Genomic DNA, 22,860 nt, shown 5'->3' with positions numbered 1-22,860 from the left:
TATATTTGGAAAGCAGGATTTATATATGAATAAATGTATAATATACTATCCATTCAAAATTAATAGGGATCATCCAAGTGCATCTAATATAAGACCAGTTAATATAATTAAAGGGTTTGAAGATGCTGGCTATGAAGTATCCGTTATAGAAGGAAATGGTAAAGAAAGAAAAGATATAATAAATAAAATAAAGAGAGAAATAAAAAATGGTGAAAGATATGATTTTGTTTATATGGAAAGTTCTACAGAACCTACTTTACTTACAGAATCACATCATTTACCTGTATATCCTTTTTTAGATTTCGGATTTCTTAAATTTTGCAAGAAGCGAAATATAAAAATAGGAGTATTCTATAGAGATATACATTGGAGATTTGACCAATATAAAAAGAGCGTTTCATTTATAAAGAAAATGGTTGCATATACATTTTACTATTATGATTTAATTCAATATAGAAATATAATTGATGTGTTATATTTGCCATCCGAAGAAATGGAAAAATATATTCCTTTAAATTTAAACAAACCTGTATTACCATTGCCTTCAGGATGTGAACATAAATTATTATATAATGGAAATCTAAAACAAGATTCAACTATACGATTATTATATGTAGGTGGATTGAGCAAAGAATTATATAACATAGAGATGATAGTTAAAGCTATCTATGAAAATGAAAAATTTGAATTAGATATATGTTGTAGACCTGATGATTGGGAAGCAAATAAAGATTATTATCAACATTATTTAAATGACAGAATACGTGTAATTCATAAAAGTGGAAATGAACTTGATAAGGAAGCATTAAATGCTGATATTTTTTCTTTGGTTATAGAGCCCACGGCATATTGGGAGTTTGCAATGCCAATGAAATTATTTTCATATATATCTTATAGAAAGCCTATATTAGGTATTAATAATACTGCTTGTGGAAAGTTTATAATTAATAATGGAATAGGATACACTACTGATTATAATTTTGAAAGTATAAAAAGTATATTAAGTTATATAGAAAAAAATTATATTATAGAGTATAATGATAAGTTAAGAAATTTAGAGGTTGCTTACAATAAAAATACATGGAAAGCAAGAGCAAGCACAGTTATCAACAGTTTATACCAAAAGTAGACTTAAGATAGAAGGAGTAAATATGAGAATTTGTTATTTATCTGATGCAAATAGTGTACATACTAAGAAATGGTGTTCTTTTTTTAAAAGCTTAGGATATGACATTCATGTAATATCTTTGAATGATGGAGATATACCTGGAGTAACAGTTCATAGCTTTAATGTTGACTCAGAAAAAGTAGGAAAAGAAAGTATACTATATAAAGTTGAGTATTTTAAATTTATTGCTAAAGTTAGAAAGTTAGTGGGAAAAATTAAACCAGATATTCTACATGCTCATTATGCTACTAGTTATGGTTTTCTTGGAGGGTTAACTGGATTTCACCCTTATATTATATCGGTATGGGGAAGTGATGTTTATGAGTTTCCCAATAAAAATATAATATGTCAAAAGTTCTTAGAGAGAAATTTATCAAGGGCAGATTTCATTTTATCTACTAGTAAGGCTATGGCAGAGGAGACTAAAAAGTATACATATAAAGATATACAAATTACTCCCTTTGGAGTTGATATTAATGTATTTAAACCATTTGATAGTAGATACAAGGAGAAAGAAAAAGTTATAATAGGTGCAATAAAAACTTTTGATACTAAATATGGGATAGAGTATTTAATCAGAGCTTTTGGTGGATTATGTAATAAATACAATAATATAGAACTTCATTTGGCTGGAAGAGGGCCTTTAGAAGAAAATTTAAAAAAGCTGTGTAAAGAATTGCTTATAGAAGATAGAGTAAAATTTTTAGGATATATTGATCAAAAAAAAGTCGTAGAAAGTTTTAATAAATTTGATATTGCAGTAATACCTTCTCTATTTGAGAGTTTTGGAGTTTCAGCAGTAGAAGCTCAAGCTTGTGGTACGCCTACTATAGTAACTAATACGGGAGGGTTGCCAGAAGCTACGAGTCCTAACAATAGTAGTATAGTTGTTGAAACAAAAAATGTGAGTCAATTAAAAAATGCTATTGAAAAATTAATAATAGATAAAGAATTAAGAAGAACAATGGGAGAGTATGGAAGGAAATTTGTTATTGAAAATTATAATGTAGTAGATAACTTTAATAATGTAAATAATATATATACTAGAGCTTTAGAACTTAGATAGTATATAAAAATATTTTAGTTGAAAGATAGATTATCATAGTAATACATTAAAGAAGGTATTATTATGTTTAGAGAAAGAGAAACTTTTTCGACTTATTAGCTACAGATAATATTTTAATTCATGTAGCTACAACCCCTGTATTTGTAGGTGTAGATCTAAATACATTTTGTATAGTTATAAATAAAACTGAAATGATACACTACTAAATCTACAGATAGGGGGAAGGAAAATTATATAATAAATTTATTATTTAGGACGTGAAAGTATGGAATTTACTAAAACAGTTTCAGTAGTAATACCCTGTAGAAATGAAAAAAAGTATATTGGAAAGTGTATTGATTCATTTTTAAATCAAACTTATCCAAAGAATTTATATGAAGTTTTGATTTGTGATGGCATGTCTATAGATGGAAGTAGAGAAATAATAAAAAAGTATGAAAGTAATTATGAAAATGTAAAATTGATAGATAATAAAGAATTGACGGCACCTAAAGGCATGAATTGTGGGATAGAATACAGTAATTCTAATATAATAATAATTTTTGGATCTCATGCTTATGCTGATGAAAAATTTATAGAGAATAATGTAAAGTTGTTGTATAAAGATATGGAAATAGGTTGTGTAGGTGGTCCAATAGAAACAATAAGTGAGAATGAAATTGGGCAAGCAATATCGCTTGCAATGAGTTCGCCTTTTGGAGTTGGAAATGCACTTTTTAGATATGCCCAACATGAAGTATTTGTTGATACTGTAGCTTTTGGAGGTTACAGGAAGGAAGTTTTGAATGAAGTAGGATATTTCGATGATGAATTAGTTAGAAACCAAGATGATGAATTGAATTTTAGAGTGATAAAAAACGGATATAAAATATTATTATCACCCAGTATTAAATCAGTTTACTATAGCAGAGGTTCATTAAAAAAATTATGGAAACAATACTATCAATATGGATTTTGGAAAGTCAGAGTTATGCAGAAACATGGTAAAACTGCATCGATAAGACATTTAATTCCTATGATGTTTGTATTAGGAAATGTTTTAGGAATTATATTAAGTATATTATTTAAGCCAATATTTTATATATGGATGAGTGTATTAGGAATATACATAATAAGTGATTTATTTGAATCATTTAAGCTTACAAAACAAAAAAGAAAATTGTTCAAATATACACCCATAATATTTCCTATATTACATATTAGTTATGGAATTGGATTTCTAGAAGGACTGATACATTTTTATTTATTTAAGTCAAATAGGAAAATGAATAAAAACACAGAAATGTCAAGATAAGGAGAATTTATATGTATAGAAACAGAGAAACTTTTTTACCTTATTCAGTACCACTAATTGAGGATGATGACATAAATGAAGTTGTGGAAACATTAAAATCAGGATGGGTAGCTAAAGGGCCTAGGACTATTGAATTTGAGAAGAGATTTGCAGAATATACAGGTGCTAAATATGCTATTGCGATGAATTCGGCTACGGCTGCATTACATATTGCTTTAATCGCTGGTGGAGTTAAACCAGGAGATGAGGTTATAACAACTCCGATTACCTTTGCAGCTACAGCTAACACTATAATTCATGTAGGTGCAACGCCTATATTTGTAGATGTAGATCCAAATACATTTTGTATAGATGCAAATAAAATAGAAGAAAAAATAACAGATAGAACTAAGGCTATAGTTCCAGTACATTATACAGGCCATGCTTGTGATATGGATAAAATTAGAGCTATAGCAGAGAAGTATAATCTTTTTGTATCTGAAGATGCAGCCCATGCAATTGATACTTACTATAAAGGTGACTTAATAGGAAAAAAAGGTGATTGTGCATCCTTTAGTTTCTATGCAACTAAGAATATATGTACAGGTGAAGGCGGAATGCTTACAACTAATAGAGAAGATATAGCTGAAAAAGCAAGAGTTATGTCAACTCATGGTATGAGCAAAGCTGCATGGAACAGATACGGAAAAGGTGGAGCTTGGAGATACGATATAGAATACCCAGGTCATAAGTATAATATGTTTGATATTCAAGCAGCTCTTGCTAAAACACAAATGAATAAGTTAGATTTTATGCAAGATAGAAGAAAAGAAATTGTAAAGAAATATGAAGAGGCATTTTCTAAGCTAGATGGAATTAAACTTCCACCAGAAGCTGATTATACTACTCATTCATGGCATCTTTATGTAACAAGATTAGAGTTAGATAAGCTTACAATTGATAGAGATAGATTTATAGAACTTATGGCAGAAGCTAATATAGGTACTAGTGTCCACTTTATACCTGTACATTTAATGAGCTATTATAGAGAAACTTATGGATATAAAGAAGGTGACCTCCCAGTAGCTGAAAGTTACTTTGATACTATAGTTTCATTACCATTATATCCAAAGATGACTGATGAAGATGTTCAAGATGTAATTAATGCAGTTACAGATATCATAAATGAAAATCATAAATAAGTATATTTAAGTTGAAGGACTTAGTTCTTTTAAGTAGAATTAAGTCCTTTAATTTTTAATTTTAATAGAATAATAAAAAATAATTAGAATTGTATGAAATCTGAGATGTAATATCTATAATACATATTATATATTCACATAATATAAGTATAAGTTAATAAATTCATAATAATTAAAAAATATTTTTTTTGTCAAATAAATGATATAATAGGTTTGTGTTCGTACAAGGAGGAATTATTTTGGAGAATAATATAATAATAGATGTAAAGGAAAAAATCGAAAAAAAGAAATTTCAGTTTTTTGTAAAAAGAATTTTTGATATTATATTATCACTTATAGGAATAGTAATTTTGCTTCCTATATATTTAATTATTGCTATAGCAATAAAATTAGATAGCAAAGGACCAATATTATTTAAACAAGTTAGAGTAGGAAAAGATAGAAAAAATTTTACTATATATAAATTTAGAACTATGGTAGTATCAGCTGAAAGTAAAAGAGAATTACAATTAGACCCAACAAATATGGATAACTTTGTATTTCAAAGTAAGAGTGATAACAGAATCACAAAGGTAGGTAGTTTTTTAAGAAACTCAAGCCTTGATGAAATACCACAATTATTTAATGTTTTATTTGGAAATATGAGCTTAGTTGGACCTAGACCTGAAATACCTGATGTTGTAAAGTATTATCCAGAAAATTATTATCAAAGATTATTAGTATTACCTGGAATAACAGGACTTGCGCAAGTTAGCGGAAGAGGGGAAATAGAATTAGGAAAAACTATTTATTATGATTTAACTTATATAAGCAACTTTTCTATATGGTATGATATTAAAATACTATTTACTACTGCTTTTAAAGTGTTTAAAAGAGAAGGCGCTTTTTAAGTGAGAATAGAAAATATTATTAAGTAGAACACAGGTATTTAAAAGGCTACGATGTTATAGATAAGAGATATGTAGTTATAAATAATAATAGCGCGAACACAGCTATAAATAGTAGTAGCTATGAGCAAATATAGAATTAATTTTTTATATTCCTTTCATAGTATATTAAAATTTTAATATATACTATGAGTTAGTGGGGAGGGGAAAATTATGGACAAGAATAGTGAGAAAATAAAAGGAATTTTTTATATTGCTATAGCATCTATAGCCTTTGGAATAATGCCAATATTAGCTAAATTAGCCTATAAGGGTGGAGCAAATGCAATAAGTACTTTGGCACTAAGATTTACTTTTGCATCAATAATACTCTTTTTCTATATAAAAAGCAAGAAACTTTCACTTAAATTAAATAAAGAGCAAATAAAGCTTATATTATTTTTAGGGGGAGTAGGATACTCAATGACATCTATACTCTTATTTATAGCCTATAATTATATAGATGTAGGTATAGCAGGGATGATACTGCATACATATCCTTTAATGGTTATGATTTTATCTATAATAGTATATAAAGAAAAGTTTAGATTTAAGAAGTTTTTATATTTAATCATAACTACTATAGGTGTATTTATAATGTTAGATGTTAAGGTGGGAAATATCAACAAGATAGGTGTAGTGTTGGTATTGCTATCTGCTCTATGCTATGCAATATATGTGATTGGGGCTTCTAGTGAAAAAATCAAAAATATAAATAGTTATGTTATAACATTTTACATATCTATAATTTCAGCAGTAGTTGGAAGTACTATAGGTGTTATAACTAATAGTTTTGATAGTCCAATCAATTTTTATGGAATCATATCCATACTATTGATTGCATTTATATCCACTGTTGTCGCATTGATGGCATTTCTAAAGGGTGTAAAGCTTATAGGACCGACAAATGCAGCTATTTTTGGTGCTTTAGAGCCTATAGTATCTTTAATTTTAGGTGTAATTGTGTTAGGTGAATCTATGTCTATTAAGATAGCTGTAGGGAGTGCTATTATTATTCTGACTATGATTGAATTAGCTAAGGATACTGTAAAAAATTAAGAGTTACTGTATAAAATGATTTTAAAATCATTCTTATACAGTATTTTTTATTATCAGAATAGTTGATATAAATATGAAATATAAGAAAGATATTTACAAGCTGTAGGTATTTATTAAAAGAAGCATTTAGTTTTAATTGCTTTTAATTAATATATAAACTCTTTAACAAGTTAAAATGATACTACATTAAAAATATTCATAATATTCTGATGAAGTAATTAAAAGGTTATTTTGATTTTATAAAGAATAGTATTTATATAGGGAAAGTATATTGTAAGGGGGAATATTAATGAATAAAGTAATAATTAATGGCAATGACCTAAGAATTGAAGATATAGTAAATGTAGCTAGAAATAATTTTCAGGTAGAGATTAGTGAAGAAGCCATAAAAAGAGTTGAAAAATCAAGAGGAATTGTAGATAAAATTGTAGAGGAGGATAGAGTAGTTTATGGAATAACTACAGGCTTTGGAAAGTTCTCTGATGTATCTATATCCGGAGAGGATTGTAAAACTCTTCAAAGAAATTTAATTATATCTCATGCTTGTGGTTTTGGTGATAGTCTTGACACAGATATAGTAAGAGCGATAATCTTACTTAGAGCTAATGCTTTATCTAAGGGATATTCAGGAATAAGATTATCTACCATACAAACTTTAGTAGCTATGTTAAACAAAGGAGTTCATCCAATAATACCAGAAAAGGGTTCTTTGGGAGCATCTGGCGATTTAGCGCCTCTATCTCATATGGTATTACCAATGATAGGAGAAGGAGAAGCGGAGTATAAGGGAAAAATAATAAGCGGTAGAGAAGCTATGAATGAAGCTGGAATAGAAGTAGTTCAATTAATAGCTAAGGAAGGGTTAGCATTAATTAATGGTACTCAAGTTATGACTGCCATTGGAGTTTTAGCTTTATGGGACGGAATAAACTTAGTTAAGAGTGGTGACATAGCTTCCGCATTAACAGTAGAGGCATTAAGGGGAATTACAGATGCCTTTGATTTAAGAACTCATAACATACGTCCTCATGAAGGTCAAATAGAGACAGCTAAGAATATATTAGCTTTAGTAGATGGAAGCTCTCTTGTTACATATCAAGGAGAAATTAGAGTGCAAGATGCTTATACCTTAAGATGTATACCTCAAATTCATGGAGCTTCTAAGGATGCATTAAACTATGTAAAACATAAAGTAGAAATAGAGATAAATTCAGTAACTGATAATCCAATAGTAACAGAAGAGGGAGATGTTATTTCAGGTGGAAATTTCCATGGACAACCTATGGCACTAACATTTGATTTCTTAGGTATAGCTATGAGTGAGATTGCCAATGTATCTGAAAGAAGACTTGAAAGATTAATTAATTATCAATTAAATGATCTTCCAGCTTTCCTTGTTAAACATGGTGGTTTAAATTCAGGATTTATGATAACTCAGTATGCAGCAGCAGCTTTAGTTTCTGAAAATAAAGTTCTTGCTCATCCTGCTAGTGTTGATTCAATCCCATCTTCTGCTAATCAAGAAGATCATGTTAGTATGGGAACAATAGCAGCTAGAAAGGCGAGAGATATCATAAGAAATGCAGAGAGAGTAGTAGCTACTGAAGTTTTAGCGGCATGCCAAGCTATTGATTTTAGAGAAGAATATACATTAGGAAAAGGCACTAAAGTTGCTTATGAGGCAGTTAGAGATGTAGTTGACTTTATAGAAAATGATGTAGTTATGTACAAAGAGATAGATAAGGTTACTGAGCTTCTTCATAGTGGAAAACTAGCTAATAAAGTTGAAGAAGTAGTTAAGGTTAATTATTAATGTAACATTAATGATTTTATATGAATTTAAATTAATATAATTAAAGTAAACTTTGATACCAATATTTATATCTAAAAATATTGGTATCAACTATAAATAAATAGGAGGAATTAATTATGGCAAGGATAGTTGAATGTATACCTAATTTTAGCGAAGGCAAGGACAAAGAAAAAATTGAGGCTATAGTAAATGTATTTAGAGGAGTAGATGGAGTAAAATTACTAGATTATTCTAGTGATGCTGATCATAATAGATCTGTTGTTACTGTAGTTGGAGAACCAGAAGCTCTAGAAAAAGCTATAATAAATATGGCAGAAAAAGTTTATGAAAATATAGATATGAGTACTCATACAGGTGGACATCCAAGAATGGGGGCTCTAGATGTAGTTCCATTTGTACCTATTGATGGAGTTACTATGGAAGAGTGCGTAGAAATAGCTAATAGAGTTGGTAAGGTAATTGCAGAAAGATTTAATATACCAGTATATTTATATGAAAAAGCAGCTACAGCTCCGCATAGAGAAAATCTAGCAACTGTTAGAAAAGGCCAATATGAAGGTTTCTTTGAAAAGATAAAAGAAGATAAATGGGCTCCAGATTATGGTCCAAAAGAAGTTAATATTAAAGGTGGATGTGTTGCAGTTGGAGCTAGACAACCATTAGTAGCCTTCAATGTAAATCTTGGTACAGACAATTTACAGATAGCAGACACTATTGCTAAGACAGTTAGACATTTAGGTGGTGGCCTAAGATTTGCAAAAGCTATGGGAGTAATGCTTGAAGATAGAAACATAGCACAAGTATCAATGAATCTAGTAAACTATGAAAAAACAGCAGTTTATAGAGCTTTCGAAATGGTTAAAATGGAAGCTAAACGTTATGGAGTACCAGTAATAGGAAGTGAAGTTATAGGGCTTGTACCAATGGCCGCTTTAGTTAATAGTGCTGAATACTATCTACAAATAGAAAATTTCTCTATGGATCAAATACTAGAAAGAAGAATAAGCGAATAGTAATAGCTTAGGAGTTGAGCAACATGTCTATATTAATTAAGAATATTGATTGCCTAGTTACCTGTGAAGGTAGCCATAGAAAAAAAGGCAAAGAAATGAATGATGCTAAGATTATAGAAGATGGTTTCATATTTATAGAGAATGACATAATATCCGTTGTAGGAAAAGGCAATGAATATGAATCTTATATAAATGAAGATACCATAGTTATTAGCGGGAAAGGTAAAACAGTTACACCAGGACTTGTAGATCCACATACTCATTTGGTTTATAGTGGAAGCCGTGAAAATGAGTTACCTTTAAAATTAAATAGAGTAGGATATATTGAAATTCTAAATATGGGTGGAGGTATATTAAGTACTGTAGAAAATACTAGAAAAGCATCTGTAGATGAATTAGCTGAGGAAGCTAGTAATAGACTTAATATAATGTTAAACCACGGTACAACCACTGTAGAAAGCAAATCGGGCTATGGTTTAGATCTAGAAAATGAGAAAAAAATATTAAAAGTAAATAAAAAACTAAACGAAACCCACCCAATAGATGTAGTATCTACTTTTATGGGAGCTCATGCTATACCAAAGGAATATAAAAAGGATAGAGAAGGCTTTATAAAACTTGTAGTAGAAGAGATGATACCAGATATAGCAAAAGAAAACCTAGCAGAATTTATAGATTGCTTTTGTGAGGAAGGAGTATTCACTACGGAAGAGTGTAGAAAAATTCTTGAAAGTGGTAGAAAATATGGTATGAAGCTTAAACTTCACGGAGATGAAGTTGAATCTGTTAAGGGTGCAGAATTAGCAGGAGAATTAAAGTGTATCTCTGCAGAACACCTAATAGCAGCTTCGGATGAAGGAATAAAAGCTTTAAGTGAAAATGATGTAGTTGCAGTATTACTACCATCCACGGCTTTCTATTTAATGCTTGGTAAATTTGCTAGAGCAAGAGATATGATAGACAATAATGTAGCAGTGGCTCTTGCAACAGATTGTAATCCTGGAACATCTCCTACAGAATCTATGCAAAATGTTATGACATTTGCTTGTTTTGGTATGAGAATGCTTCCTAATGAGATAATCAATGCTATGACTATAAATGCAGCTTGTGCTATAAATAGAGAAAAATCTGTAGGCTCTATAGAAAAGGGTAAGAAGGCTGATATAGCTATATTTAATAGTAAGAATTTAAATTATTTAGTTTACCATTTTGGAATAAATTCTGTGGACAAGGTAATAAAAAATGGTAAGATAGTTGTAGATAGAGAAAAAAATAAATAAGTATAGGAGGAATATATTATGTTAGATACAAAAACTGTAAGAGAGTTTATTGGAGAACTAGGCTCAAATTCACCAGCTCCAGGTGGTGGAAGTGTAGCAGCTCTTTGTGCATCGTTAGCTAGTGCATTATCATCAATGGTTTTTAACCTAACTGTAGGTAAAAAGGCTTATGAAGCATTAAACGATGAAGAAAAGGTATTAGTAAATAAATATTTAGAAATATCAGGAAAAGAAAAGGATGAATTTCTAGATCTTATGAATGAAGATACAGAAGCTTTTAATGATCTTATGGCTGCATTTAAGATGCCTAAAGATACTGATGAAGAAAAAGCTGCAAGAAGCAGTAAAATACAATTAGGCTATAAGGCGGCAACACAAGTACCATTAAAAGTAGCTAGAAGAGCTTATGAAATATATGAAGGAATTCTAGTATCCGTTAAATATGGTAATAAGAATGCTATATCTGATGGTGGTGTAGCAGCATTATTAGCTCAAAGCGCTATAGAAGGTGCAATTTTAAACGTAAAAATAAACCTTTCTTCTATAAAAGATGAAGCTTATACAGAAGAAATTAGAAGTGAATTAAAAAGATTAAGTGAAGATGGTATGAAAAAGCAACAAGAGATATTAGCTATTGTAAACCAACATATGTAACTTAAGATAATTATACACATTATATAAAGAGAATGTCTCAAGGGATTATAATTATATCTATTGAGGTACATTCTCTTTTTCTAAGTAGAATTGTTTATAAATATAGTTATTAATTATGAAGTTCTTACCCAATATATGAAAAATAATAATACTAAGAAGTAATAATATTAAAATCTATATTATAGTAAATCATTAATTTTTAAAGCAAAGGTTTGCGAAAATATTGGAAATATGACTAAATGTAAAATAATGAAGAAGTTAGCCGTAAAATTCTGTAGATAATTTGATGTTTTTGTATTAAATTTCTTTAAGAAATTATGGTAAAAACTGTAATAGTTTATAAATTTAGTGTATAATTAGTGTATGTTCTAAATGTAAAAATTTATGAATATAATATAGGTTGGAGGGAAGTATATGTTACTTAGGTTTGAACCTTTAGATGATAATATTATAGTTACACTTCAGGGAGAGCTTGATCATCATAGTGCCGAGGAAGTTAGAACTAGAGTTGATGATATTTTAGATAAAGATGGGTATAAGAATTTAATCTTTAATTTTTCTGGAGTGAACTTTATGGATAGCTCAGGAATCGGAGCTGTAATTGGAAGATATAAGAAGCTGTCCTTAAGAGGGGGAAAGGTGTGCTTAACCAATGTTACACCTACAGTAAAGAGAATATTTGAACTTTCAGGTATGTTCAAAATAATTTCAATGTATGACAATATTGAAGAAGCGCTAAGGAACATTTAATGGGAGGAATTAATGATATGGAAAATAAAATCAAAGTTGAATTTAGTAGTTTATCTAAAAATGAAAGCTTTGCAAGAGTTGTAATAGCGGCTTTTGCTGTGCAGTTAGATCCTACATTAGACGAGCTTAGTGATATAAAAACTGCAGTATCAGAAGCGGTTACCAATGCAATTATTCATGGTTATGGTAACGAAAGCGAAGGTAATTTTGTAAAATTAGAGGCCACAATTATTGAGAATGAACTTACAGTTAAAGTAATAGATAATGGTACGGGAATAGATAATGTAGACATGGCAATGCAACCACTATATACATCTAGACCTGACCTAGAAAGATCAGGAATGGGCTTCACAGTTATGGAAACTTTTATGGATAGCCTAGTAGTAGAATCTGTAAAAGGTGAGGGAACAACTGTAACGATGAAAAAAGCTTTCAACACTGTAAGATAGGTGAAAAGTATGAGTGAGAAAATTCATAGAAATAATAACTATAATTATGACGATAATAAAGAACTTATAAAGCGAGCTAAAAATGGAGATAATGCAGCTTTAGACTATTTAACTGAAATGAATTTACCATTAGTTTCTTCTATAAGTAAAAAGTTTTTAAATAGAGGCTATGAGTACGATGATATATTTCAAATAGGTTGTATAGGTTTAGTAAAGGCTATAAATAACTTTGATGAGAATTTTAATGTTAAATTTTCTACATATGCCGTTCCAATGATAATAGGAGAAATTAAAAGATTTTTAAGAGATGATGGAATAATAAAGGTAAGTAGGAGTATTAAAAATACAGCTAGAAAGTTACATTATGACAAAGATGCATTGACTAAAACTTTAGGGAGGGAGCCTACCATTGAAGAGTTATCTGAATACTCAAAGGTAGATAAGGAAGACATAATCACTGCGCTAGAATCAGCTAGTAGTATGCAATATCTATATGATACAATTCATCAAGATGATGGAGCGCCAGTACTGCTTATTGATAAGCTTAGTGAGGATTATGAAGAGGATAATGAGGTAATAGATAAACTTGCTTTAAAAGAAGCCTTAAATAAACTTGATGCTAAATCAAGACAAATTATAATACTTAGATATTTTAAAGATAAAACTCAAATTCAAGTAGCTAAGATGATGGGAATAAGTCAAGTACAAGTGTCTAGGATTGAGAAAAAGGTTTTAAAAATCATGAAAGATAGGCTATCAGGATAATTTTTAATTTAGGCATCTTCAAAAAATAAATAAGTCAGAATGCTGGTCTATTTTGAGTTATACTGCGTTAACAGAACCCTTAGATAGTGCTACTATCNNGAACCTGTTTCCTTGTCTAACTCAAAATATACTTCCCATCTTTGACTTATTATTTATTTTCAGATGCCTTATAAATTTGAAAAAGATGCGTAAGCATCTTTTTTTGTTTAAATTTTAGTAAAATGCAGATAATATCATTAATACTTTTACAACTTTTATGTTAGGAGGATAATGATGAAAGTAAAAGAAAGTAAAATAAAAGATAAATTTCAAAAAGCATATGAAAGTTCAAAACCTAAACCAAATATATTTAAGAACTGTCTAAAAGCCTTTTGGACTGGAGGATTGATATGTGTAATAGGTGAAGTCATATTTAAAACATTGATTTATTTAGGTCAAGATAAATTACAAGCTATGGCGTGGGAAACAGTTATTATGATATTTTTAGGAGCGCTATTAACAGGGGTAGGTATATATGATAAGATTGGAGACTATGCTGGAGCAGGCTCTGTAGTACCAATAACAGGATTTGCAAATTCTATTGTATCACCAGCTATAGAGTTTAAAAGGGAAGGATATGTATTTGGAGTAGCATCAAAAATGTTTACTATAGCAGGTCCTGTGCTAGTTTATAGTATTAGCTCCTCTGTTATACTTGGAATATTATATTATATTTTTAGGTGGTAATGTTATGGGAAGAAGAATAGGATTACAAACAGTAGAATTATTGACAAAACCAAGGCTTATAGCCACATATACAATTGTTGGACCAAAAGAAGGAGAAGGTCCATTAAATGATAATTTTGATGAAATTTTAGAGGATGATTTATGTGGTTGTAAAACCTTTGAAGCTGCCGAAAGCAAAATGCAGCTTCATGCAGTTCAAGAAGTACTTAAAAAAGCAAACCTTAAACAGCAGGATATATCCTATATGTTCGCTGGAGATTTAATAAATCAATTAATGCCATCTTGTTTTATGGCAAGAGAAGTGGATATTCCATTTTTAGGGTTATATGGAGCATGTTCCACATTTATAGAAGCTCTTTCTTTAGCTTCAATATGTTTAGAAGCGGATTTAGGAAATCATATGCTAGCAGTAGCTTCATCACATTTTTCATCATCAGAGCGCCAATTTAGATTACCTCTAGAAATGGGAAGTCAGAGATCACTAGCTTCTCAATGGACGGTTACAGGTTCTGCAGCAGTAGTATTAGCTAAAAAGGGAAATAATGTACCTCATGTAACTCATGTTACATTTGGAAAGGTAAAGGATTATGGTATAACAGATCCTAATGAAATGGGAGCAGCTATGGCGCCAGCAGCGGTAGATACTATAAAACAACATTTTAAGGATACTGGTAGAAAGCCTAGTGAATATGACATTATAGTCAGTGGAGATTTAGGTTCTGTAGGTAAACAAATAACCACAGAGTTATTAAAAGAATATGGGTATAATATAGCACCAAATTATATTGATTGTGGTGATGAAATATTTGATTCCCAATGTCAAGGAACTAACTGTGGAGGTAGTGGAGCAGGGTGCTGTGCCACGGTAATGAGTAGTATGATTTACAAGGGAATGATACAGAAAAAATATAAAAAGGTATTGCTAATTGCTACAGGAGCGCTTCTAAGTACTATATCTAACTTTCAAGGTGAAACTATACCAGGTATAGCTCATGCAATTGCCCTAGAGCTTGGGGGTGAATAAAATATGTGGATAGATTTTATAAAGGTTTTTTTAGTAGGTGGAATTATTTGTGTAATAGGACAAATTTTAATGGATACTACAAAATTAACTCCCTCTAGAATATTAGTAATTTTTGTAGTAGCAGGGGTTGTTCTTCAAGCCTTTGGTATATATGAAAAGATAGCTGAATTCGGATTATCAGGAGCTAGAGTTCCACTTCCTGGTTTTGGATATTCTTTAGCTAAAGGAGTTATGGATGAAGTAGATAAAATAGGGTTATTAGGAATTATTACAGGAGGTGTAAGTGCTACTTCTGCAGGTATAGCTGCAGCTATAGTATTTGGATATTTAATGTCAGTTCTATTCGATTCTAAAACTAAATAAAACAATAAAAAAATTTTCTCAAATATATAAATAAAATGTATCATATCAAGGATAGTTAAAAAAACTAGAAGAAATTAAAGGATAATTTCTGTATTAAACAAGGTTCATCTATTTATTATATTATAAATAAAAATATCCTATAGAATAGACTTTTTTAATTATCTATTCTATAGGATACATTTTAGATTCTAAAACTTAATAAGACTTTAATTTTATGATTTACCCTTTAATACTATTACTACTAAAGATTTTAGGAATCGTAGAATAGATATTTAACATCTTGTTTAAAGATAGAGGTTTATTTGTAGCAGTACCAGAGCCGTCACCTTCATCACCAGGTTTTGGAGTCTCACCAGGTTTTGGAGTCTCATCAGGTTTCGGAGTCTCACCAGGTTTTGGAGTCTCACCAGGTTTTGAAGTATCATCAGGTTTTGTAGGATCATCAGGTTTTGTAGGATCTTTATCCTTATTCTTATCTTTCTCCTTATCCTTATCCTTATCTTTATCTTTATCTTTGTCCTTATCCTTCGATTCATATTTATAATCAGTAGGATCTTTCCCTATAGGTGCAAGATAAGCATTATCTGCCATATCACCAGTATATATACTTGAATCACGAGTTATAAATACTACTTTTTGTATTTTATCCTTAGGAGTTTTATCAGAAGGTAGGTAGTATTTACCGTCGGCACCCTTTACAACTTCGAGTTCTACGTGGACATTATCTAAAGTTGTTGGTTCAGTTCCACTTATAAATATCTCAGAGTAAGTTCTGTTTCCTCTTGGATCCCTTTTGGTAAGCTCTGTTGGAAGGGTTCCAGAATCCTTAGAAATATAAGCACTAGTTATACCACTAGGCATTTCAAGAGATTTATATTCAAGACCTTCATGAGCCGCTGCCATAATCTTACCCCAAAGTTCTGCTGGAATGTTACTACTAATAAAAGGTAGGGAGCTATTATCATCATAGCCCATCCATACAGCTCCTGAATAGTAAGGGGTTAGTCCACTGAAGTAAAGATTTCTATACTCTTCAGAAGTACCAGTCTTACCTCTAACTTCCATATTGCCAAATTTAGCATAGGAACCTGTATTGCTTACAGAATCTTTAAGCATATCATAGACAATGTAGGCTGTTTGTGGTGAAATTACTTGAGTAGATTCAAGTTTTGGCTCAAGTAGAACTTTACCATCTTTATCAGTGACTTTAGTATATATTCTTGAAGTAGTTATATTTCCTTGATTTCCAAAGGCACCAAAGGCTTGAGCCATTTCATAAGGTGTAGTACCATCTAATTCACCTAGAGATAAAGCTGAAATACTGGTTTTATCTCTGTCTGTTAAGCTTAAACCAAATTTTTCTCCATAGGCTGCAGAGGTATCTAAACCAATTTTATCAACTATAGATACAGCTACAGTATTTTTAGATAATCCAAGAGCTTCACGAGCGGTTATATATCCATCAAATTTATAATTCCAGTTTTGTGGATTATATGGACCATCTGAAGTTAGATATTTAGATCCTATAGAAGTTGGTAAATTACCATCTACAAATACAGAACCTGCAGTTATAACTTTTTCTTCAATAGCTGGTGCATATACAGTAAGTGGTTTTATACTAGAACCTGGTGAACGTAGGAAGGTTTGACCATCCTGTCCAACTGAAATAGCTCTATTATAAGACATAGCTGGTTGATCACCAACACCACCAATCATAACTTTAACTTCACCGTTAAGATAATCCGTTATTACAGCAGAAGCTTGAGCTCCTCCAGTATTAGAACCTTGAATATTTGTAAGATAATTGTTCATAATTTCTTGTACTGAATCTTGAAGTTCTCTATCCATAGTAGTATATATTCTTAAACCGCCATAAGCAATTTTTTCATAGGCTTCAGCTTCAGTATATTCATAAGTTTTCATTAAATCTTTTACAACCTGTTTTATTACAGGTCTTGAAAACCATTCATAAGCCATTTTGTCACTTTCTAAAGTTGAGAAATTTAACATAAGGGGTTCTGCTAAAGCAGCATCATATTCTTCTTGAGTTATCTTTCCAAGCTCTCGCATTTTCTTAAGAACTACCTTAGTTCTTGGGGAATCAAAGGCCTCACCCTTTTCAAAAGCTTCGTAAGCGTTTGTATAAGATACTGTTGGATTTTGAGCAGCACTTGCTAAAAATGCACACTGCTTAAGGGTTAAACCTTCGCTTACAGATTTTCCGAAATACATGATTGAAGCAGCTTCGATTCCATGGGCATTACCACCTAAAAATATGGTATTCATGTATTCGTCAAGAATTTGTTCCTTAGATAGAAGTTTTTCTACTTTACGAGCTAAATAAATTTCTTGAATTTTTCTTTCTACATTAGCTCTGTTATTTAAAGAATCTTCAAGAAAAAACTTGTATTTAACTAATTGTTGAGTAATAGTTGATGCCCCTTGAATTTCAGCATTAGATAAATGAAGAAGTATTTTAGCATCTTGGATTACTGCTCCACCAAGTCTTCTAATATCAACACCTTTGTGTTCGTAAAATCTTTGGTCTTCAATACTTACAAAAGCATCCTGGAGATATTTAGGTACTGTAGATATATCCACAGATATTCTCTTTTCAGGAGCCTTATACTCATCCATCTCTGCTCCTTTATTGTCATATAGAAATGTTGTTTCTCCATTAGATAAAAATATATCAAGATCAAGCTTAGGAGCTGTTTTAATCATACCAGATATAATACCAAAACCAGCAGCAGCACAAGAGATGATTAAAAGTAATAAAACTATATATATTATTTTCATGGTTTTACGACTTTTTTTCTTGGGCTTTTTTTGCTTAGATTCTCTTTTTTTATTCTCTCCCATATTATCCTCCTTTTATGATGAACATACCTTCGATAATATATTATAACTTATACACGAGTATAAATACAACATAGTATTCTTCGATGGAATTCTTTTACATATACATAGATTAAAGAATAAGTGGTTTTTATACGAGTATATATAAATTTATTAACATTATATCACATTTGTAAAGGAGTAATACTATGAAATCATCAAAAAAGGTAAAGTTTACCATAATAATTTTTTTAATTATGACATCCTTGATAACTTTTGTATATACCTTAGATAAAGTTATAATGCCTACAGTTAAATTAGTAGCTGATGCACAGATGAGAGCAGAAGTGACAAGCACAATAAATAAAACGATTTTTAAAGAATACTCTAAAAACTTTAATTATAATGATATAATAAAATTTGATAAGGATAACGATGGGAATATCATAATGATGACAGCAGATACACTAAAACTTAGTGAAATTGCTACATTAACTGTATTAAAGGCACAAGAAGAATTAGAACTTAAATCTCAAGTTGATATAAAAGTTCCCATGGGTTATGTAACTAAAAATAATATTTTAGCTAGGTTTGGGCCAGATGTAAAAATAAGAATGCGTCCAATAGGCCATATTACTACTAGATATATATCAGAATTTGAAGATGCAGGAATAAATCAAACCAGGCATAAAATTTATATAGAAACTACAACCAAAGTAAAGATGATTATGGCAGTATCATCTAATGAGTTAGAAATAGTTAATCAAATACCCGTAGTAGAAACTATAATAGTTGGGAGGGTACCTAACACTGCGGTACAAATGGATCTTAATGGAAACTAAAAGAGTGATATAGAATACAGACAAGATTTATTAAATATTATAATATTTACATAGTGAAACTATAAAAATAGGATAACTTTATAAAATAAATAATTAAAGAACAGGAGAGAAATAGAATGGATCAATGCGTAAAATTTTATAATGCTTTAGCTAAATATTATGATGATATTTTTCCAGCACCAGAAGGGAAAAAGAAATTTCCTTTAAAGAACATAGATAAAGGAGGTTTTATTTTAGATATTGGATGTAGTACAGGTGAAACTACTGAATATACATCTTCACAAGGATATAGAGCTCTAGGTATAGATTTAGATGAAGAAATGATAAGATTAGCTAAGGAAAAGTATAAGGAAAGTTATAGTTTAAAATTTCAGGTTATGGATATGAAAACTATATCTGAAACCTTCGGAGAAGAGTTTAATGGTATCGTGTGTATAGGAAATGTACTTCCTCATTTAGGAGGTAAAAATCAAATAAGAGAGTTTTTAAAAAGTTGTTATAGTGTATTAAAAAAAGACTCTCCATTATGTATTCAGACCATAAATTTTGATAAAGTAAAAAGAGAGAATATTACGGAACTTCCGCTTATTGATGGACCTAAGGTAAGATTTGAAAGATTTTATAAAATTACTTCAGGAAGTGATTTTGTAAAATTTATAGGTAGAATAACTGATAAGGAAAATAGTGAAATCTTAGAAAATACAGTAGATTTATTTATGCTGAAGAATGAAGAACTATTTGAGATGCTAAGAGAAATAGGTTTTGAAAAAGTTGAAATATACGATGACTTTAAAAGAAGTAAGTATACGGGTAGTGCACTTCCTTTAATAGTAGAGGCTATTAAATAAGAAAATTAAAGTGATATAAAAAGGTTTATTAATATATGAAATAAAATACACACTATAAGCTAATATGTTAATATTGGTTTATAGTGTGTATTTTATTTTTAAATTATTATACATTAGGGCTTAAAACACCTTGTAAAATATTACTTAGATTCCCAGTTAAATATGTAAGGGATGTTTCTATATAAGTCGCCATAATTTAATCCATAGCCAACTACAAATAAATCAGGAATTTCAAAGCAGCAGTAATCTGGAGAAATTTCTACAGCTCTTCTTTCAGGCTTATCTAAAAGAGTACAACATTTTACGCTTTTAGCTCCTAATTTTTTAACGTGTTCTACTACAAAGTTCATAGTAATACCACTATCTACAATGTCATCTACTATTAGTACATCCATACCTTCAATACTGTCAGGTACATCTTGAACTATTTTACAAGTACCGCTAGTTTCTTCACCATGTCCATAGCTTGATGTAGTCATAAAACCTATAGTTGTTGGTACAGTAATTTCTCTAACTAAGTCAGCGGCAAATATAAAGCTTCCTCTAAGTAGAGATAATACATAAACAGATTTTCCCTCATAGTCCTTAGAAATTTTTGCGCCAATCTTAACTACAGCTTCATTGATTTCTTCTCTAGAAAAGAGAATATTTCTTTGTTTATCTTCCATGTAATCACACCTCAATTTATATTTACATTAATGTTTTCATAGTATAAAATTAAGGTGAAAATGTCAATAGTATAAATAGGTAATAGGTTTTATCAATCATAAAAACAATAAGTTTATTAAACGTTAAAAAGTTATCTTAATATTGCTTAATTGGTCAGGAGCATAAATGCTCTTATTTTTTCAGAAGTTATTCCATGTCTAAGTATTTATGATATAAAATGTATAATAGAACAATAATTAATGTAAAGAAATTAGTATAAAAAATTATTTAATTAAGAGAAAATAAAGTTTGGAGATGAGTATATGGTAAATGGAAATATTGATGGAGTTAAAAACTTCATCTTGAAAAAGTTAGAAACTATCTATGATATGAAATTTCATAAATCTGATATATTATCAGAAGAGTTAGCTGAACTTTTAAGAGAGGTTACTTTAGAATTAGAAAGAGAGATAAGTGTTGCTATAGATAGAAAGGGAAGTGTAGTTAGTGTTGCTATAGGAGATAGCTCTACAGTAGAAGTTCCTATTATTGACACTAGAGAAGGTAGATTGTCTCAAGTGAGAGTAATACATACCCATCCTAATGGAAATCCTAAATTATCAGCTCTAGATATATCAGCTTTACTAAAATTAAAGCTAGATTGTATAGTTGCTATTGGAGTATCACAGGATAAACCTTTGGTTTATAATATAGGTTTTTGTGATGTGAAGGATAATATCCTTATAGAAGAAGAAATCAAAAATTTAACTATTAATAAAGCTTTAGATTATAAATTTTTAGATAAGGTTAAGTATATTGAAGATATCTTTAAAGTAGATAACATAATGGAGGATAACTCAGAAAGAGCAATTTTAATTTCTATAGAAGATGAAGAAAGCTTAGCAGAGTTAAAAGAACTTACTAAGGCTTGTGATGTAGAACCAGTTTATGAAATTCTTCAAAAACGTAATAAGATTGATTCAGCTTATTTTATAGGTAGTGGTAAAGTTGAAGAAATAGCCTATTTAAGGCAGTCATTAAGAGCAAATGTAGTAATATTTGATGAGGAATTATCAGGTTCACAGGTAAGGAATCTAGAACAAGCTATAGGAACAAAGGTAATTGATAGAACTACTCTTATCCTAGAGATATTTGCAAGAAGGGCTAGAAGTAAAGAATCTAAAATTCAAGTAGAGTTATCTCAACTTAAATATAGATTAAGTAGACTTAGTGGACTAGGAACTATGCTTTCAAGAACTGGAGGAGGTATAGGAACAAAAGGACCTGGGGAGAAGAAACTAGAAACAGATAAGAGAAAAATTAGAGAAACTATCTATGATTTAAATAAAGAATTAGAAAAGATTAAAAGTATAAGAGCAACTCAAAGAGAAAGAAGAAGCAAAGATAATATTTCTAAGATATCTTTAGTTGGATATACAAATGCAGGAAAATCTACCCTTAGAAATGCTCTTTGTGAATACTCACCAGTTAAGTCAGCTACAATAAAGGAAAAGGTTTTTGAGGCAGATATGCTATTTGCAACCTTAGATATAACAACAAGAGCTATGGTTCTTCCAGACAATAGAGTTGCTACAGTAACAGATACTGTAGGGTTTATAAGAAAATTACCTCATGATTTAGTAGAAGCATTTAAATCAACTTTAGAGGAAGTAGTTTATTCCGATTTATTACTTCATATAGTAGATGCATCTAATGATACGGCAGAAAAGCAAATAACTGTGGTAGAGGAAGTGCTTAAGGAGTTAGGGGCAGGAGATAAGCCAACCCTATTAGTACTTAACAAGATTGATAAGTCTAATGAAGAACTTTTAAGTTCCTTAAAGGAAAGCTTTAATAATTATTCTATTTTAGAGGTATCTGCTAGAGAAAAGATTAACTTTGAAGAGTTATTAAATAAATGCACAGAAATGCTTCCTTATAAATTGAAAACTTTCAAGGTGTTAATACCTTATAGTGATTCTTCAGCAGTGGCATATTTACATAGAAATGCAATGGTAGAAAGTGAAGAATATGGTGAGGAAGGTACTATACTTGTAGTCCAAGGTGATGACGAAGTTTATAATAAAAGTTCTAAATATATTATAGAATAGCTATTAAAGGATAATTAATAGGTTAAGGCATCTTCAAAAAAT

Annotated in this window: 21 protein-coding genes; 19 read left to right on the top strand and 2 right to left on the bottom strand. The window is 30.1% G+C overall.

Annotated elements, in window-relative coordinates; all coding sequences use genetic code 11:
- Positions 1–25 precede the first annotated feature (25 nt).
- From B3W71_RS05585 to spoVAE, 16 genes are all read left to right on the top strand, one after another.
- Positions 26–1,129 (top strand): glycosyltransferase family 1 protein, encoded by a 1,104-nt coding sequence (locus B3W71_RS05585; RefSeq protein WP_346887954.1) that lies wholly within the window; start codon positions 26–28, stop codon positions 1,127–1,129.
- Between the two features lie 22 nt (positions 1,130–1,151).
- On the top strand, positions 1,152–2,234 hold the full coding sequence (locus tag B3W71_RS05580; protein ID WP_346887953.1) for a glycosyltransferase: 1,083 nt from the start codon (positions 1,152–1,154) through the stop codon (positions 2,232–2,234).
- A 265-nt stretch (positions 2,235–2,499) separates the two neighbouring features.
- Positions 2,500–3,528 carry a glycosyltransferase family 2 protein gene (locus tag B3W71_RS05575; protein WP_346887952.1) on the top strand — a complete coding sequence of 343 codons (1,029 nt, stop codon included), beginning with the start codon at positions 2,500–2,502 and terminating at the stop codon, positions 3,526–3,528.
- Positions 3,529–3,539: 11 nt separating this feature from the next.
- Positions 3,540–4,709: a DegT/DnrJ/EryC1/StrS aminotransferase family protein gene (locus tag B3W71_RS05570; protein WP_346887951.1), complete on the top strand. Its 1,170-nt coding sequence runs from the start codon at positions 3,540–3,542 to the stop codon at positions 4,707–4,709.
- A gap of 236 nt (positions 4,710–4,945) precedes the next feature.
- A complete protein-coding gene (locus B3W71_RS05565; RefSeq protein ID WP_346887967.1) occupies positions 4,946–5,599 on the top strand; it encodes an exopolysaccharide biosynthesis polyprenyl glycosylphosphotransferase in 654 nt (217 codons plus the stop codon).
- A 210-nt stretch (positions 5,600–5,809) separates the two neighbouring features.
- Entirely contained in the window at positions 5,810–6,694 is an 885-nt protein-coding gene (locus B3W71_RS05560; protein ID WP_346887950.1) for a DMT family transporter, read from the top strand.
- 289 nt (positions 6,695–6,983) lie between these two features.
- Positions 6,984–8,507 carry a histidine ammonia-lyase gene (gene hutH, locus B3W71_RS05555; RefSeq protein ID WP_346887949.1) on the top strand — a complete coding sequence of 508 codons (1,524 nt, stop codon included), beginning with the start codon at positions 6,984–6,986 and terminating at the stop codon, positions 8,505–8,507.
- Between the two features lie 116 nt (positions 8,508–8,623).
- The gene (gene ftcD / locus B3W71_RS05550) at positions 8,624–9,520 is read left to right on the top strand and encodes a glutamate formimidoyltransferase (protein ID WP_346887948.1); all 897 of its coding nucleotides are present in this window, start codon (positions 8,624–8,626) and stop codon (positions 9,518–9,520) included.
- A 23-nt stretch (positions 9,521–9,543) separates the two neighbouring features.
- Positions 9,544–10,800, top strand: coding sequence for an imidazolonepropionase (gene hutI, locus B3W71_RS05545; RefSeq protein ID WP_346887947.1), 1,257 nt, complete (start codon positions 9,544–9,546; stop codon positions 10,798–10,800).
- A gap of 18 nt (positions 10,801–10,818) precedes the next feature.
- On the top strand, positions 10,819–11,454 hold the full coding sequence (locus B3W71_RS05540; protein WP_346887946.1) for a cyclodeaminase/cyclohydrolase family protein: 636 nt from the start codon (positions 10,819–10,821) through the stop codon (positions 11,452–11,454).
- A 414-nt stretch (positions 11,455–11,868) separates the two neighbouring features.
- Positions 11,869–12,204, top strand: coding sequence for an anti-sigma F factor antagonist (gene spoIIAA, locus B3W71_RS05535; protein ID WP_346887945.1), 336 nt, complete (start codon positions 11,869–11,871; stop codon positions 12,202–12,204).
- Positions 12,205–12,221: 17 nt separating this feature from the next.
- Entirely contained in the window at positions 12,222–12,653 is a 432-nt protein-coding gene (gene spoIIAB / locus B3W71_RS05530; RefSeq protein WP_346887944.1) for an anti-sigma F factor, read from the top strand.
- 9 nt (positions 12,654–12,662) lie between these two features.
- Positions 12,663–13,418, top strand: a complete 756-nt coding sequence (gene sigF / locus B3W71_RS05525; protein ID WP_346887943.1) for an RNA polymerase sporulation sigma factor SigF — start codon at positions 12,663–12,665, stop codon at positions 13,416–13,418.
- Between the two features lie 273 nt (positions 13,419–13,691).
- Positions 13,692–14,144: a stage V sporulation protein AC gene (gene spoVAC, locus B3W71_RS05520; RefSeq protein ID WP_346887942.1), complete on the top strand. Its 453-nt coding sequence runs from the start codon at positions 13,692–13,694 to the stop codon at positions 14,142–14,144.
- Between the two features lie 4 nt (positions 14,145–14,148).
- On the top strand, positions 14,149–15,168 hold the full coding sequence (spoVAD, locus tag B3W71_RS05515; RefSeq protein WP_346887941.1) for a stage V sporulation protein AD: 1,020 nt from the start codon (positions 14,149–14,151) through the stop codon (positions 15,166–15,168).
- 9 nt (positions 15,169–15,177) lie between these two features.
- On the top strand, positions 15,178–15,531 hold the full coding sequence (spoVAE, locus tag B3W71_RS05510) for a stage V sporulation protein AE (RefSeq protein ID WP_346887966.1): 354 nt from the start codon (positions 15,178–15,180) through the stop codon (positions 15,529–15,531).
- A 219-nt stretch (positions 15,532–15,750) separates the two neighbouring features.
- Here spoVAE and B3W71_RS05505 read toward each other — a convergent pair whose 3' ends face one another.
- Positions 15,751–18,393: a transglycosylase domain-containing protein gene (locus B3W71_RS05505; protein ID WP_346887940.1), complete on the bottom strand. Its 2,643-nt coding sequence runs from the start codon at positions 18,391–18,393 to the stop codon at positions 15,751–15,753.
- A gap of 185 nt (positions 18,394–18,578) precedes the next feature.
- Between B3W71_RS05505 and yunB the strand changes: the two genes are divergently transcribed.
- Positions 18,579–19,211 carry a sporulation protein YunB gene (gene yunB / locus B3W71_RS05500; RefSeq protein WP_346887939.1) on the top strand — a complete coding sequence of 211 codons (633 nt, stop codon included), beginning with the start codon at positions 18,579–18,581 and terminating at the stop codon, positions 19,209–19,211.
- Positions 19,212–19,327: 116 nt separating this feature from the next.
- Positions 19,328–20,059, top strand: a complete 732-nt coding sequence (locus tag B3W71_RS05495; protein WP_346887938.1) for a class I SAM-dependent methyltransferase — start codon at positions 19,328–19,330, stop codon at positions 20,057–20,059.
- A 140-nt stretch (positions 20,060–20,199) separates the two neighbouring features.
- Here the strand turns inward: B3W71_RS05495 and hpt are convergent, their stop codons facing one another.
- Complete coding sequence (gene hpt, locus B3W71_RS05490) at positions 20,200–20,727, bottom strand: hypoxanthine phosphoribosyltransferase (protein WP_346887937.1); 528 nt, start codon at positions 20,725–20,727, stop codon at positions 20,200–20,202.
- A 303-nt stretch (positions 20,728–21,030) separates the two neighbouring features.
- Here hpt and hflX point away from each other — a divergent pair, with 303 nt between their 5' ends.
- On the top strand, positions 21,031–22,818 hold the full coding sequence (gene hflX, locus B3W71_RS05485; protein WP_346887936.1) for a GTPase HflX: 1,788 nt from the start codon (positions 21,031–21,033) through the stop codon (positions 22,816–22,818).
- Positions 22,819–22,860: the final 42 nt, after the last annotated feature.

Origin of the sequence: Clostridium sp. UBA1056, assembly GCA_002316385.1 — a bacterium.
Lineage (GTDB): Bacteria > Bacillota > Clostridia > Clostridiales > Clostridiaceae > Clostridium_J.
This window is presented reverse-complemented; position numbering and strand designations above follow the sequence as displayed.

Coding starts and splice junctions, on each gene's coding strand:
- sigF (WP_346887943.1), top strand. CDS start 12,663: ATGAGTGAGAAAATTCATAGAAATAATAACTATAATTATGACGATAAT.
- B3W71_RS05580 (WP_346887953.1), top strand. CDS start 1,152: ATGAGAATTTGTTATTTATCTGATGCAAATAGTGTACATACTAAGAAA.
- B3W71_RS05575 (WP_346887952.1), top strand. CDS start 2,500: ATGGAATTTACTAAAACAGTTTCAGTAGTAATACCCTGTAGAAATGAA.
- yunB (WP_346887939.1), top strand. CDS start 18,579: ATGAAATCATCAAAAAAGGTAAAGTTTACCATAATAATTTTTTTAATT.
- hflX (WP_346887936.1), top strand. CDS start 21,031: ATGGTAAATGGAAATATTGATGGAGTTAAAAACTTCATCTTGAAAAAG.
- hpt (WP_346887937.1), bottom strand. CDS start 20,727: ATGGAAGATAAACAAAGAAATATTCTCTTTTCTAGAGAAGAAATCAAT.
- spoIIAB (WP_346887944.1), top strand. CDS start 12,222: ATGGAAAATAAAATCAAAGTTGAATTTAGTAGTTTATCTAAAAATGAA.
- B3W71_RS05540 (WP_346887946.1), top strand. CDS start 10,819: ATGTTAGATACAAAAACTGTAAGAGAGTTTATTGGAGAACTAGGCTCA.
- B3W71_RS05505 (WP_346887940.1), bottom strand. CDS start 18,393: ATGGGAGAGAATAAAAAAAGAGAATCTAAGCAAAAAAAGCCCAAGAAA.
- hutH (WP_346887949.1), top strand. CDS start 6,984: ATGAATAAAGTAATAATTAATGGCAATGACCTAAGAATTGAAGATATA.
- spoIIAA (WP_346887945.1), top strand. CDS start 11,869: ATGTTACTTAGGTTTGAACCTTTAGATGATAATATTATAGTTACACTT.
- B3W71_RS05495 (WP_346887938.1), top strand. CDS start 19,328: ATGGATCAATGCGTAAAATTTTATAATGCTTTAGCTAAATATTATGAT.
- B3W71_RS05560 (WP_346887950.1), top strand. CDS start 5,810: ATGGACAAGAATAGTGAGAAAATAAAAGGAATTTTTTATATTGCTATA.
- B3W71_RS05585 (WP_346887954.1), top strand. CDS start 26: ATGAATAAATGTATAATATACTATCCATTCAAAATTAATAGGGATCAT.
- ftcD (WP_346887948.1), top strand. CDS start 8,624: ATGGCAAGGATAGTTGAATGTATACCTAATTTTAGCGAAGGCAAGGAC.
- hutI (WP_346887947.1), top strand. CDS start 9,544: ATGTCTATATTAATTAAGAATATTGATTGCCTAGTTACCTGTGAAGGT.
- spoVAC (WP_346887942.1), top strand. CDS start 13,692: ATGAAAGTAAAAGAAAGTAAAATAAAAGATAAATTTCAAAAAGCATAT.
- B3W71_RS05570 (WP_346887951.1), top strand. CDS start 3,540: ATGTATAGAAACAGAGAAACTTTTTTACCTTATTCAGTACCACTAATT.
- spoVAD (WP_346887941.1), top strand. CDS start 14,149: ATGGGAAGAAGAATAGGATTACAAACAGTAGAATTATTGACAAAACCA.